Raw genomic sequence first — 13,143 nt, forward strand, 5'->3', positions numbered from 1 at the left:
CTGTCGGCCTCACCCAAAGACGGCAGTGACAAGATCGAGGAGCCCGCGCTTTATGTCTTCGTCGTCTGTCAACGGTTCGATCATCGCCGCACGGATGGCGCGATCGGTATTCATTCCTTGTGCAATCAGGGTTGCGGCATAGACCACCAGACGGGTCGAAACCCCTTCTTCCAGGTCCTGCCCCTTGAGGCCCCGCAGTTTTCCGGCCAGACGCACCAGCGCCTTGCAGCGGTCAACGTCCAATCCGCTTTCTTCGGCCACGATCTTGGTTTCCAGCTCTTGCGCAGGAAAATCGAATTCGACCGAGATGAACCGCTGACGGGTGGAGGGTTTCAGCGTCTTGAGAATATTCTGATAGCCCGGGTTATAAGAGGCCACGAGCATAAAGCCGGGTGCGGCTTCGAGTTCTTCGCCGGTGCGATCAATCGGCAGGATACGCCGGTCATCGGTCAGTGGGTGCAGCACGACGGTGACGTCCTTGCGGGCTTCGACCACTTCGTCGAGATAACAGATCGCCCCTTCGCGCACCGCGCGGGTCAGCGGTCCATCGACCCAGACGGTTTCGCCGCCCTTCAGCAGGTAACGCCCGATCAGGTCGGCTGCGGCCAGGTCATCGTGACAGGCAACAGTATACAATGGGCGGCCCAGTTTGGCGGCCATGTGGGCCACAAATCGGGTTTTACCGCAGCCAGTCGGACCTTTGAGCAGGACCGGCAGGCCATTTTCATGCGCGGCGGTGAAGACTTCGCGTTCATCGCCCTGCGGGAGGTAGAAGGGGGCGTCAGCCGCCCCCATTCCGAGGTTCATATTTCCGTCCATATCCATTACTCAGCCGGAGTTTCGACAGCGCGTTCGATGATTTCCTTGCGCGGTACCCACATCGCATAGATGAAGAGCACAGCCCCAAGAACAACCACGATACCCGACCCAAAGCGCATCCAATAGAAGATGGCCAATTGATCCTGCACGTCCATGAAGTAGTCGCCCAGAACACGCTGCAGGTGGGTTTGAATGGTCCCTGCAAAGGTCAGAACAAAGGTCATGAACACCATACCGGATGTCATCATCCAGAAGGATACCATGTTGAGAACCTGGTTATAGGGATCACGTCCCCGCAGGATCGGCATGGCATAGCTGAAGATCGCCAGGTTCAGAGCCACATAGGCCCCAAAGAACGCCAGGTGTCCGTGGGCTGCAGTGATCTGCGTGCCGTGGGTGTAATAGTTCACACCGTGCAGCGTGTGCAGGAAGCCCCAGATGCCAGCGCCAAAGAAGGCAAGTGTCGCACAGCCCAGGGACCACAGCAAAGCGGCCTTGTTGGGGTGATCACGACGGCCCTTCCAGACCATGACAAAGGCGAAGGACATCATCGCAAAGAACGGGATGACTTCGAGCGAGCTGAAGATGGATCCGATCCACTGCCAGTACGCAGGCGCACCGATCCAGTAATAGTGGTGTCCGGTGCCAAGGATCCCCGAGAACAGGGCCGCGGCAACGATGACATAGAGCCATTTTTCAACGATCTCACGGTCAACACCGGTCAGTTTCAGCATCAGATAGGCCAGGATCGAGGCCATGATCAGTTCCCAGACGCCTTCCACCCACAGGTGAACGATGTACCACCAGAACATTTTGTCCAGTGCCAGGTTTTCGGGGTTGTAGAAGCTGAACAGGAACAGCAGCGCCAAACCCCAGAGCCCCAGAAGCAGGATATTGGTGATGGCGGTCTTCTTGCCCTTCAGAACGGTCATGGACACGTTGTAAAGGAACAGAAGGGCAGCAACCACAATACCGGCTTTGACCCATTTGGGTTGTTCGATGAACTCGCGGCCTTCTTTACCCAGCAGCCAGTGACCTTCGAACAGGTTGAACACATAAGTGACAACCACGCCCAGTGTACCGATGACCAGAATGGCCAGCTGCAGATAGGCGATTTTCTCTGAATGGATTTCCCGTTCCGCCTCTTCGGGGATCAGGAAATAAGCGGCTCCGAAGAAGCCGGTAATCAGCCACACAATCAATGAATTGGTGTGCAGCATGCGTACGGTGTTGAACGGAAGAAGTTCAGACAGCGTGTTTGGCGCCACATAGATCCAGCCGGCGAGCAGACCGCCCAGCACCTGGACTGCGAACAGGCCCATGGCCACTGCAAAGTAGACCAGAGCAACTCTTTGAGATTTGTATTTCATTTTCTCAAGTCTCCTTAGCCCGCATCATTCGGCGGCCAGCCCTGAGCATCGATCGTATTGGTCCAGATCAGGAAGTCGCTGAGGTTGCGGATTTCTTCGTCGCTCAGATTGAAGTTTGGCATCTGACGACGGCCTTCGATGCCGGTGGGCTGGGATTCCATCCATCCTTTGAGAGTCTCAAAGGCATCTTCAGGATCTTCAAGAACGCCCCAGCGTTCCATCACATTTGCCAGCTCAGGGGCAAAATAGGCGCCTTCCCCAAGAAGGGAGTGGCAGTTGATACAAGTTTTATCTTCCCAGACCTTTTTACCTGCGGCCACGCTGTGGGTCAGCGTCTCCACATTGGTCGAAGTGGTGACCATGTATCGTGCCGTGTGGAACGATAGAGCCAGAAAGATGATGATGAAGAACAATGACCCGCCATAGAATATATTTCGGGCCATGCTTTTGGTCATGACTTCGCGCATTGCGCTCTCCTTTGCGCCGCGTTTACGGTCTGTCGGTTATCGGCGGAGGGCCGCTTATCTGCCTTAACAAAAGTCAAGCTATTGTGAGTTGCTGATATTTGTTTGGAATATATTGGGTTTTGCGGCCCTGATGGCAGACGCAAAACGGGCGCACCCCGGCTGGGGCACGCCCAAAATTCAGGTCACCCGGTTGAAACTCAGGACATTGACCCCAGACGTGGCTGGGTCAGCGCAGGCCACATCGCCACGACATACAGCGCAAAGGCCAGAACCCAGAGAAACCCTGTGATCATCATCGACGGCAGGAACAGGCTGTCCGACAGCATCGGCCCCACCCAACGCATGGCCGCGGCAAGAGCAATGACAAAATATCCCAAGGCAATCGGCGTTGGCGCGATCAATGGCCGCCCCGAATGGCCCAGCCCTGCCCGGCTCATCACCGCGAGCGTCATGCCGCCGACACAGCCGATTCCCAGAACATGAAGTGCCGCGATTTCATCCCCGATCTGCAGCCCGGCCAGCCCCCACAGGATCAAACCCAGCGCCAGCATGGCCAACCCCATATGCAGGGCCAGAAGGATGGGTTGCTTCAGGCACCAGCCCCCGCCCCATTTGGACAGCCGGATCAGCTGGACCACCCCGAATACGATCGCGATTGCCCCGGAAAAGATCGCAGGCACCTGCGCCAGAACCAACACCGGGAGCAGGATCGCCAAAACAATTGTCGCGCGTTCGATGACCGGTACACTGCGTGGCCAGCGCGGCTCGGGAACCCCGTCACGCTTCATGGCATTGCGGGTAAAGGCCGGCGTCACCCGTCCGCCCAGAATGGCGATCAGAGAACACAAGACGATGACCCCGCCCCGCATTCCGGCATAGGCCGTGTCATCCGTAACCCCGATCCATTCCAGATGGACCATCAGGTTCGACCCCCACAGCAACGCCAGGAAGATCATGAACATCATGTTTTGTGGTTTGGGCCGTTTTAGCAGCTGGCTCAGGATCTTGGCCGCCAGAATGGGCACGAATATCAGATCCAGCCCCGCCACCGCCAATGGGGGCAATGCCGCCGAATACCAAACGGCCAGGCGTCCGGCAAACCACAGGCCTGACACCACGGCGATATACCCCTGGCGTGCGCCGGGTGCGTTGGTCCAATTGGGCACTGCTGTCAGGAAAAAACCGCCGATGGCCGCTGTGGCATAGCCAAAAATCATTTCGTGCGCGTGCCACAGATGGGGTGCAAACGCCTGAGAGGGGGTTTCAATCACCCCACCCAGCCACAGGGTCCAAACCAGACCGGTAAAGATCCCATAAATCCCAGCTGCCAGAAAGAAGACACGAAACCCTTCGCTGAAAACCCGGTTCACTGTCGCCATCATCAATTATCTCCCTGCCCGTCCGGACGGACGTCTGCGTTCGGATAGGGAATGCCCCTGATCCGGGTCATCGGCACAACCTGGCAGCAAGCTGGGACACCGATATCCTGTATATAGGAGTAAGGAATGCGGGACGCCTCGGACTTAACAAAAATCAACTGACAGCAAATTCTCTCACGCGTGCGTGCCTATTCCTTGTGCCGAAAGCGTGCGCACCTGCGACCCTTTGGACCGCCTCACGAAATCGCGAGATCCGTTGACTTTTGTCAAGGAGACCCCAGCGGCCCAGGCGCATGTTCGCACCTGCCTCACCACCCAACTGGAGAGTGATCATGTCACTTGGAATCACCTACAAGAAAACTTCTCGCGCTCTCGGCGTTGGCATTGCGATGCTGCTGGGCAGCGCCGCTGCGCCCGCGTTCGCAAATGAACCCACCCTGAGCGATGAAGCATTTGAAGCATCCAAACAGCTGTACTTTGAACAGTGTGCGGGCTGCCACGGCGTTCTGCGCAAAGGCGCAACAGGTAAAAACCTGGAACCGCATTGGAAGAAAACCGCAGCAGACGGCACCGTCACCGAAGGTGGCACGCTGAAGCTGGGCCAGGAGCGTCTTGAAAAGATTATCGCCTGGGGTACCGAAGGCGGTATGAACAACTTCTCGGACATCATGACCGAGCAAGAAATCAAAGACATGTCCACATACATCATGATGGACCCACCTAAACCGCCAGAAATGTCGCTGGCCCAGATGATGGAAACCCGCAAGGTTTACGTCGAAGAAGCCGACTATCCGACCGAGCCAATGCACGGCCGCAACTGGGAAAACTTCTTTGTCGTCATCGAGCGTGACGCCGGTAAAGTGGCCGTTGTCGACGGCGACACCAAAGAAGTGCTTGTTCACATCCCCACCGGTTATGCGGTGCACGTTCTGAAAGCGTCCGAGCACCACAAGATCACCGAGCCTGAAAACCCCGGTCGCTTCTGGTACACCATGGGCCGTGACGGCAAGATGACCAAGATCGACCTGTGGCAGACACCGGACAAGATGTTGGTTTCCGAAGTCAAAATCGCCTATGACGCCCGCGACGTGGCCGTGTCCGGCGACGGCAAATACGTGATTGGTGGCGGTTACTGGCCTCCGCACTTTGCCATCGTTGATGCGCAGACCATGGAACCGGTCAAAGTCGTTTCGACCCGTGGTGTGAACGTCGACGGTGAATATGTCGAAGAAGCCCGCGTTGCTGCGATCTATACCACTCCCAACGAACCCACATGGATCGTTGCCGTGAAAGAGCTGGGTCAGCTGTGGCAGGTGGATTACACCGATCTCGACAACCTGAAGATCGACAAGATCGACAGCGCCAAGTTCCTGCACGACGGTTTCTTTGACCCGACAGGTCGTTACTTCCAGATCGCCGCAAACGCGTCGAACAAAATGGTTGTCGTTGACACCCAGACCCACAAACTGGAAGCCATGATCGACACCGCAGCTCTGCCGCACCCTGGCCCTGGCGCCAACTGGATCGACCCGAACTGTGGCCCTGTTGCAGGCACCACCCACCTGGGTGTCGGGACCGTGACTGTCTGGGGCAACGACCCTGCAAACAATCCCGACAATGCGTGGAAGGTTTGCTACGAAGTTGAAACCGACGGCCCCGGCCTGTTCGTGCGGACACACCCGAATTCGGATTACATCTGGGCTGACCAGACCAAACACCCGGAGCCGGAAATTCAGCAGTCCGTTCAGGTCATCTCGAAAGAGACCGGCGAGATCGTAAAAACCATCCAGGTTACCGATGTCGAAGGCAGCGCCGCTGTGCACTTTGAGTTCAACGCAGACGGCACCGAAGTTTGGGTCTCCAAATGGAACCTGTCTGACTCGCTGGAGCCAAATGGTGAAATCGTGATCTACGACGCCAAGACGCTGGAAGAAATTGGTCGCGTCAAAGGGCTTTATGCTCCGACCGGCAAATTCAACGTCTACAACCGTTCGAACCACGTCACCTGATGTGACCGGAAAGTCCAAATCGAGGGGCGGGCCAGGCGCCCGCCCCTTTTTGCTACTGACATGACAAATGGCGGTGTCGGGATTGCGACGACCGGGGGACACCCGGGCAAGTCAAGAAACACCCGGAATTCACCCCCCGCTCCTTGCAATCCAACACGCAATCCAATGCGCAATCCAACACATGGCGGTCACGCAAATCACCGCCCAATAGAGAGCCAAGATGGAGCCTGGATATGACCCAGACCACCGGTGCTGAACCGAAAAAACCGATCTGGAAGCGGTATTTCCTATGGGGAATGCCGATCGCCGGAATTGCCGGGGCCTTTGTTGCCGGCATCATCTTCTGGGGCGGCTTCAACACCGCCATGGAAGCCACAAACACCAAGGACTTCTGTATCTCGTGCCACGAGATGGAGAATTTCGTCTATCAGGAATACCAGGGCACGATTCACGATGTGAACAGGTCCGGGGTCGGCGCGGTCTGTTCCGACTGCCACGTCCCCAAGGACTGGACCCACAAAATGATCCGCAAGATCAAGGCGTCCAAGGAAGTTTGGGGGAAAATCACAGGCAAGATCAACACGCCGGAAAAATTCGACAAACACCGCCTGCAACTGGCGATGAACGAATGGGAACGAATGAAGGCCACGGATTCGGTGGAATGTCGCAACTGCCACGATTTTGAATCGATGATGCCCGAATTCCAACGCCCCCGTGCCCGCGCGCAGCACATGAACGCGATGCAGACCGGTCAGACCTGTATCGACTGTCACAAGGGGATCGCGCACAAGAATGTGCGTGACCGCGCCGAGGACGAATACCTCGAAGCGTTGGAGGCCCCGAACCCGAAATTCGTGCGGGAAGTGCCACAGGAATACCTGGACAGCCTCGCCCGCGTGGAAGCCAAGGAAGCCGCCGAGGCCGAAGCCGCCAAAGTTGCGAAACAGACCGAAAATGAAGCCATTCAGGCCCGGATCGCGGCTGCCGTCGATGCCGCGCGCGAAGAAGAACGCGCATTGGCAGCAGGCGAGGCCAAGGACGATAGCGCCTCGGGCGCAGATGTTGCCCCGGGTGTGGACTGGAACGCTGTGGCGGCAACCGATCTGACCCTGTTCTACCCCGGTCAGGCGTCGTTTGAATGGGTCCAGAACGGCAAACAGCACGGTGGTGCCCGTCCGTTGACCAAAGGTGGCGATCAATGCACCACCTGTCACGCCAAGGAACTGGAAACCATCGGCAACAAGGTTGTTGCAGGCGGCGGCGGCAAAAACGATGAAGTCGAGCCCACCCCGATTCCGGGCAAACGCGGCATAATCAATGCAACCGTTCAGGCCGCTCATGATGCAGACAACCTGTATGTGCGGATGCAATGGCCGGATGCGGGCCACTTCCCCGCCCCCTTTGTCGAAGGTGGCAAGATGGACCCCGACAACCAGGTCAAGGTCGCGATGATGATCACCGGCACAGGCATCGAATTGGGTGATCAGGTCGGCTGTTGGGCCACCTGCCACGCGGACAACACCTATATGCCGTTCGATCCGGGTGCAGAGGCGATTGCCGCCAATGGCGATGTGGCCGCTCAGCTGCAAGCCAATGACACGATCACCAAATACCTGTCCGAAAGCCGGACCAAGGTCGAAGTCAAAGGCCGCCGTGGTAAGGCCCAGGGTGGTTGGGACAAGCTGAAAACCCCCGAAGAGCTCGAGCAGCTGCTGGCTGATGGGACCTATATGGACCTGATGCGTGTCTATGCCGATGGCAGCGCCAGCAATGGGTATCTGCTGGACCGCCGGGTGCAGAATGACGGTGAAATCGCCGCCCAGGCCAGCCTGTCGGCCGGGATCTGGACCGTGGTCTTCTCGCGTCCTCTGAACTCTGGTGCTGTGGGGGATGTGCCGCTGGAAGCAGGCAAAACCTATACTGTCGGCTTTGCTATACACGATGACTATGCAGCTGCCCGTTTCCACCATGTAACGCTGAACACCAGCTTTGCATTGGATAGCGCAGACGCCATGATTAATGTGGTCGGTCAGTAAACGCCCTTAAAAAAACAGGCGGCCGGATCTTCCGGCCGCCCTTCCTATTTTATTTGGCAAGGAGATCCGCCAATGCGTCCGCCCCGTCTTCTTTCCCCCGTTCTACTGAGTGCTGCGATCTTTAGTGCGGCAGCGTTTTCCGTTTCCGCCAAAGACGTCGACAAGGCCGCCCTGTGCGCCGAGGCCGAAGAGCGCTATGTCGAGATGTTCGCGGCCCCCTCATCCGAGGCCGAAGGCGTGACAGTTGTCACCATGTACAAATACAACTTCTGCCCGGCGCAGATCACCGTTCCTGTCGGCACAACCGTGCGCTGGGTCAATGTTGACAAGCGCACCAGCCACAGCGTTTTATCTCCCGATGCAGGCATGGTGGAATCCGACCGCGCCTTTCCCGAAGAACATGTGGAATTCACGTTTCTGACCCCGGGCGATCAGAATTACCTCTGCGGCCCACACTGGGAAACGCAAAATATGATCGGCATGGTCACCGTCACCCCGTAAGGGCCGAATTTGGGGGCTCTGCCCCCGCAGCCCTTGGCTGCTCCCCCGAGGTATTTCGAACCAGAAAGAAGACAGTCCTCCCGAGTTTTCAGGGAGGTGTCACGCCACGCGGCATGAGACTCTGTTCCCCGAGCCGCGAGACCGGGTCTCTGTCATCGCATAAACCCTGGGGTGCCTGTCACGGCCGCGTCCTGGTTCGGAAAAGATGACCCAATTGCGCGAATTTTGACGTGCCTTGCCTTTTGTCAAGGCAGCCCGCCCCGGCCCGTCCCATTCTGCCTTCATGAAACACCCGGCCCCTATTCTGAAGATTTGCGCCCCTGCGGCGACTGCCCGCTTGGGGTCACATCTTTGGACAAAGGCGGCTGCCAGCCAGATTCAAGACGAGCGAGATTTGACATGACCGGTATAGTGTACCTCATCGGCGCAGGCCCTGGAGACCCCGAGATGCTGACCCTGCGGGCCTTGCGGATGCTCAAGGATGCGGATGTTGTCGTCTATGACCGCCTGGTCAGTGAAGACATTTTGGCAATGTCCCCCGATGGCGTGGAAATGATTGCTGTGGGCAAGGCCCCCAAATGTCATTTGGCAACCCAGGATCAAATCAACGACATCCTTGTGGAACAGGCCGGAAAAGGCCGCAAGGTAGCCCGCCTCAAAGGGGGGGATCCGATGATCTTTGGTCGTGGGTCCGAAGAGGCCGCCTATCTCATGGCGCGCGGCATTGCCGTCGAATACGCGCCCGGGATCACGGCTGCGCAGGGTGCCAGTTGTGTCACCGGTGTGCCGTTGACGCATCGCGGTTTGGCCACCGGTGTTCAATATGTCACCGGGCATCGTCAGGCCGACAAGGTTTTGGATCTGGATTGGAAACGACTGGCCAATCCTGACACGACCCTGGTTGTCTATATGGGTGTCGCCAATGTCGGTCAGATTGCCATGGGGCTGATGACTGAAAAGCTGCCGGGATCGACACCGGTCATGGCCGTGGGCCGCGCCACCACCCCCGACGAACGCCGTCTGGTGTCACGGTTGGACAGCATTGCAACAGATGTTCGCAAAGCCGAGCTTTCTGCTCCGACCCTGTTCATCATTGGCCGCGTTGTGTCGCTCTATGCCAAAGAACCCATCACGGAAATCGCGAGGGATCTGATGCAGGTCGGTGGTCATGCCTAGGATCATCGCCCCCAGTTTGGTGTCCCTGTGTCTTGGACTTGGCATCGCACAGGCCAGTGAAACGGTCGATACCGATGCGTTGACCCGGCTGGTGCATCAGGATTGTGGCTCTTGCCATGGGCTTGCGCTCAAAGGTGGGTTGGGCCCGGACCTTCGATCCGAAAACCTGACACATCACAGCCCCGAATCCCTGAAATCCGTGATCCTGGACGGGATCCCGGACACCCCGATGCCACCCTGGCGTCCTCTGATGACGGACGCAGAGGCAGACTGGGTGACGCGCTATTTGTTGAAACCGGAGGTAGAATGAAACCCCTCACCCTCTCTCTCCTCACCGCCTTGTTTGTCGCGGCCAGCCCGCTCCAGGCCGATACGATCGCGACTGGCGATCTGGGGTTGATCATCGAGCGGACCAAAGGGTCCGTTCTGTTGGTGGATCAATCCGAACGGGCAACATTGGCCCGCATCGAAGGGCTGGGGGATCTTTCCCATGCCTCGTTGGTTTATTCGCCGGACGAACGGTTTGCCTATGTGTTCGGCCGCGACGGTGGGTTGACCAAAGTCGATATCGTAACCCGCACCATCGCAAACCGCGTCGTACAGGCCGGCAATGCCATCGGTGGTGCCATCTCGGACGATGGCCAACTGGTGGCGGTGTCCAACTATGAACCCGGTGGTGTGCGGATTTTTGACGCTGACACGCTGGAACTGGTGGCGGACATCCCCACCGACAGCAAAACCATCGGTCTGGTTGATGCACCGGGGCGCCGGTTCGTATTCACCATGTGGGACACGGGCGAGACCTGGATCGCAGATCTGTCACAGCCCGACATGCAAATCACCAAGATCACCGACATGGGCGACCGTCCCTATGACGCGCTGATCACCGCCAATGGGCGCACTTATATCACCGGGTTGTTCGGCGAAGACGGTCTGACCGCGCTGGATCTGTGGGACGAGACCCCGGAACCGATCCGGGTGTTGCCGAATTATGGCCGCGGTCAACAGGAAATGCCCGTCTACAAGATGCCCCACCTGGAAGGTTGGGCGTTGACCGGGTCGGAATTCGTGTTGCCAGCCGTGGGCCATCACGAGGTTCTGTGGGTCGATGCCGATACCTTGCAGGAAACCGGGCGCACACAAACCTATGGCCAGCCGGTCTTTGCCATGGCACGCCCCGATGGGCGGCAGGTCTGGGTCAATTTTGCCCATCCCCTGAATGATACGATCCAGGTGATCGACAGTGTAAGCAAAGACATCATCCACGAATTCAAACCCGGCCCCGCCGTGTTGCACATGGAATTCACACCACGTGGGCATGAGGTCTGGCTGAGCGTGCGAGATGCCGGGAAAGTCATGATCTATGACACCCGAACCTTTGAGAAGTTGCGCGAAATCGACGCCGACAGCCCGTCCGGAATCTTCTTTACCGCGCGCGCGCACAGAACGGGGCTCTAAGTCATGCACCACGTAACCGACCCGATTGATCAGGCGCTGTTGAATGACTGGCAGCGGGACTTTCCGCTTGTCGACCGTCCCTTTGCCACGCTGGGCCGCGCGGTGGATATCACCGAAGACGAAGTGATCACCCGCCTGTCGCGGATGCGTAAATCCGGACGCATCACCCGCGTTGGGGCCACGATCACGCCCGGAACCGTTTCGGCCAGCACTCTGGCTGCCGTGGCCGCACCGCCCGAACAGATCGAAGAGATCGCGGCATTGATCGACGCGGAGCCCGGAGTGAATCACAATTACCTGCGCGAAGACCACTGGAACCTGTGGTTTGTTGCCACCGGCCCGGACACCGATCATGTCGAGGCCACGTTGGCCCGCATTGAACGACGCACCGGGTTGAAGGTCATGGACCTGCGGTTGGTCCGGCCGTTCAATGTGGATCTGGGGTTCTGTATGCGCGGCGACACCCGCGTCGTTCCCAAACCCCGCACAGCTGATACCAGCGTCATGCAACCGGGTGACAAACAAGTGTTGCAGGTGCTGACCCGGGGATTGCCGATCACGTCTGAACCTTTTGCAGAAATTGCCGCACAACTGAACCGCGACGTCACCGAAGTGATGCATCGGATCGACATCCTGACCCGGGCTGCGATCATCTCGCGTCTTGGGGTCATCGTGCGTCATCGGGCGCTGGGTTGGTCGGCCAATGCCATGGTGGTCTGGAATCTGTCGCCGGACCAGATCGACCTGGCCGGACCAGCGCTGGCCGCGCATCCTGGCGTGTCGCTGTGTTATGAACGCCGCCCGGTCGAGGGGCATTGGCCCTATCGGTTGTATTCGATGATCCACGCGCGTTCACGCTCCGAGGCTCTTGCAACTTTGCAAAATGCCACCACGCTGCCCGAACTGGCGGATGTTGAACACAAGGTTCTGTTTTCAACCCGGTGCTTCAAACAGACCGGCGCAATGATCACCCAACGAGAGGTCGCGGCATGACACAGATCGATACCACCGACCGTTTGATTCTGAACCGGATGCAAGATGATCTCCCATTGGTTTCAGATCCTTATGCCGTCGTTGCACAGGAACTGGGACTGACCGAAGCCGACCTGTTGTTTCGGCTCAACCGAATGAAGGAAAATCGGGTGATTACCCGGTTTGGTCCCTTCTTTGACGCCGCTGCAATGGGGGGCGCATTTTGCCTGTGTGCCATGGCGGTCCCAGCCGATCAGTTCGAAGATGTCCTGACCAAAGTCAATGCCCACCCGGAGGTGGCGCATAACTATGAACGCACGCACCGGCTGAACATGTGGTTCGTCCTGGCAACCGAAACGCCTGAGGGGATCGGGGAAAGCGCCGATGCAATCGAACGGGAAACGGGGGTCCCAGTCCTCCGTTTCCCCAAACTTCAGGAATTTTTCATCGGGTTCAGGGTCGCAGCATGACAACGGAAATTTCAGACCGCGAGATCATCGAAGCGCTCCAGAGCGGTCTGCCATTGGTGTCCGCACCTTTTGCAGAAATTGCCGGACGGTTGGATATGCCCGAAGCCGATCTTGTCGCCCGTATCGACGCGATGAAGCAATCTGGTGTTATCCGTCGCATCGCCGCCGCGCCCAATCACTACAAACTGGGCATGACGTCAAACGGCATGACCGTCTGGAATGTCGCCGACGACCAGATTGCCAAACTTGGGGCCAAGATCGGGGCCCTGCCCTTTGTCACCCATTGCTATGAACGCCCCCGCGCCCTGCCCGATTGGCCCTATAATCTGTTTGCCATGGTGCACGGCAGCTCACCTGCCGAAGTCGAAGAAAAACGGGAGCAGATCAAAGCGCTGCTGGGCGAAGCCTGTAAAAGCAGCGACATTCTTTATTCCACGCGCATCCTGAAAAAGACCGGGCTGCGCCTGCGCAAGAAAGGCTGAGACC

13 protein-coding genes are annotated in these 13,143 nt (G+C 58.0%); 9 read left to right on the forward strand and 4 right to left on the reverse strand.

The features are described from left to right. Positions 1–9: 9 nt before the first annotated feature. From K3727_12895 to K3727_12910, 4 genes are all read right to left on the reverse strand, one after another. The gene (locus tag K3727_12895; GenBank protein UWQ89715.1) at positions 10–825 is read right to left on the reverse strand and encodes a CbbQ/NirQ/NorQ/GpvN family protein; all 816 of its coding nucleotides are present in this window, start codon (positions 823–825) and stop codon (positions 10–12) included. Then, positions 825–2,189, reverse strand: coding sequence for a cbb3-type cytochrome c oxidase subunit I (locus K3727_12900; GenBank protein UWQ89716.1), 1,365 nt, complete (start codon positions 2,187–2,189; stop codon positions 825–827). The genes K3727_12895 and K3727_12900 overlap by 1 nt, the downstream gene beginning before the upstream one ends. 14 nt (positions 2,190–2,203) lie before the next feature. Then, a complete protein-coding gene (locus K3727_12905) occupies positions 2,204–2,656 on the reverse strand; it encodes a cytochrome c (GenBank protein ID UWQ89717.1) in 453 nt (150 codons plus the stop codon). A 197-nt stretch (positions 2,657–2,853) separates the two neighbouring features. Next, positions 2,854–4,038: an NnrS family protein gene (locus K3727_12910; protein ID UWQ89718.1), complete on the reverse strand. Its 1,185-nt coding sequence runs from the start codon at positions 4,036–4,038 to the stop codon at positions 2,854–2,856. A 329-nt stretch (positions 4,039–4,367) separates the two neighbouring features. Between K3727_12910 and K3727_12915 the strand changes: the two genes are divergently transcribed. From K3727_12915 to K3727_12955, 9 genes are all read left to right on the forward strand, one after another. After that, entirely contained in the window at positions 4,368–6,044 is a 1,677-nt protein-coding gene (locus tag K3727_12915) for a nitrite reductase (GenBank protein ID UWQ89719.1), read from the forward strand. A 233-nt stretch (positions 6,045–6,277) separates the two neighbouring features. Beyond that, positions 6,278–8,080 carry a NapC/NirT family cytochrome c gene (locus K3727_12920; GenBank protein UWQ89720.1) on the forward strand — a complete coding sequence of 601 codons (1,803 nt, stop codon included), beginning with the start codon at positions 6,278–6,280 and terminating at the stop codon, positions 8,078–8,080. 72 nt (positions 8,081–8,152) lie between these two features. Further along, positions 8,153–8,581 carry a cupredoxin domain-containing protein gene (locus K3727_12925; protein ID UWQ89721.1) on the forward strand — a complete coding sequence of 143 codons (429 nt, stop codon included), beginning with the start codon at positions 8,153–8,155 and terminating at the stop codon, positions 8,579–8,581. A 399-nt stretch (positions 8,582–8,980) separates the two neighbouring features. Beyond that, on the forward strand, positions 8,981–9,757 hold the full coding sequence (gene cobA / locus K3727_12930; GenBank protein ID UWQ89722.1) for a uroporphyrinogen-III C-methyltransferase: 777 nt from the start codon (positions 8,981–8,983) through the stop codon (positions 9,755–9,757). Further along, the gene (locus K3727_12935) at positions 9,750–10,067 is read left to right on the forward strand and encodes a cytochrome c (protein UWQ89723.1); all 318 of its coding nucleotides are present in this window, start codon (positions 9,750–9,752) and stop codon (positions 10,065–10,067) included. The genes cobA and K3727_12935 overlap by 8 nt, the downstream gene beginning before the upstream one ends. After that, positions 10,064–11,215, forward strand: coding sequence for a protein nirF (locus tag K3727_12940; protein UWQ89724.1), 1,152 nt, complete (start codon positions 10,064–10,066; stop codon positions 11,213–11,215). The genes K3727_12935 and K3727_12940 overlap by 4 nt, the downstream gene beginning before the upstream one ends. Before the next feature lie 3 nt (positions 11,216–11,218). Beyond that, the gene (locus tag K3727_12945; GenBank protein ID UWQ89725.1) at positions 11,219–12,208 is read left to right on the forward strand and encodes an AsnC family transcriptional regulator; all 990 of its coding nucleotides are present in this window, start codon (positions 11,219–11,221) and stop codon (positions 12,206–12,208) included. After that, entirely contained in the window at positions 12,205–12,657 is a 453-nt protein-coding gene (locus K3727_12950) for an Lrp/AsnC family transcriptional regulator (protein UWQ89726.1), read from the forward strand. The genes K3727_12945 and K3727_12950 overlap by 4 nt, the downstream gene beginning before the upstream one ends. Next, a complete protein-coding gene (locus tag K3727_12955) occupies positions 12,654–13,139 on the forward strand; it encodes an Lrp/AsnC family transcriptional regulator (protein ID UWQ89727.1) in 486 nt (161 codons plus the stop codon). The genes K3727_12950 and K3727_12955 overlap by 4 nt, the downstream gene beginning before the upstream one ends. Positions 13,140–13,143: the final 4 nt, after the last annotated feature.

The organism is Rhodobacteraceae bacterium M382 (assembly GCA_025141015.1).
GTDB classification, from domain to species: Bacteria; Pseudomonadota; Alphaproteobacteria; order Rhodobacterales; family Rhodobacteraceae; genus Aliisedimentitalea; species Aliisedimentitalea scapharcae.

Coding starts and splice junctions, on each gene's coding strand:
- K3727_12950 (UWQ89726.1), top strand. CDS start 12,205: ATGACACAGATCGATACCACCGACCGTTTGATTCTGAACCGGATGCAA.
- K3727_12925 (UWQ89721.1), top strand. CDS start 8,153: ATGCGTCCGCCCCGTCTTCTTTCCCCCGTTCTACTGAGTGCTGCGATC.
- K3727_12920 (UWQ89720.1), top strand. CDS start 6,278: ATGACCCAGACCACCGGTGCTGAACCGAAAAAACCGATCTGGAAGCGG.
- K3727_12940 (UWQ89724.1), top strand. CDS start 10,064: ATGAAACCCCTCACCCTCTCTCTCCTCACCGCCTTGTTTGTCGCGGCC.
- K3727_12910 (UWQ89718.1), bottom strand. CDS start 4,038: ATGATGGCGACAGTGAACCGGGTTTTCAGCGAAGGGTTTCGTGTCTTC.
- cobA (UWQ89722.1), top strand. CDS start 8,981: ATGACCGGTATAGTGTACCTCATCGGCGCAGGCCCTGGAGACCCCGAG.
- K3727_12955 (UWQ89727.1), top strand. CDS start 12,654: ATGACAACGGAAATTTCAGACCGCGAGATCATCGAAGCGCTCCAGAGC.
- K3727_12915 (UWQ89719.1), top strand. CDS start 4,368: ATGTCACTTGGAATCACCTACAAGAAAACTTCTCGCGCTCTCGGCGTT.
- K3727_12900 (UWQ89716.1), bottom strand. CDS start 2,189: ATGAAATACAAATCTCAAAGAGTTGCTCTGGTCTACTTTGCAGTGGCC.
- K3727_12945 (UWQ89725.1), top strand. CDS start 11,219: ATGCACCACGTAACCGACCCGATTGATCAGGCGCTGTTGAATGACTGG.
- K3727_12895 (UWQ89715.1), bottom strand. CDS start 825: ATGGATATGGACGGAAATATGAACCTCGGAATGGGGGCGGCTGACGCC.
- K3727_12905 (UWQ89717.1), bottom strand. CDS start 2,656: ATGCGCGAAGTCATGACCAAAAGCATGGCCCGAAATATATTCTATGGC.
- K3727_12935 (UWQ89723.1), top strand. CDS start 9,750: ATGCCTAGGATCATCGCCCCCAGTTTGGTGTCCCTGTGTCTTGGACTT.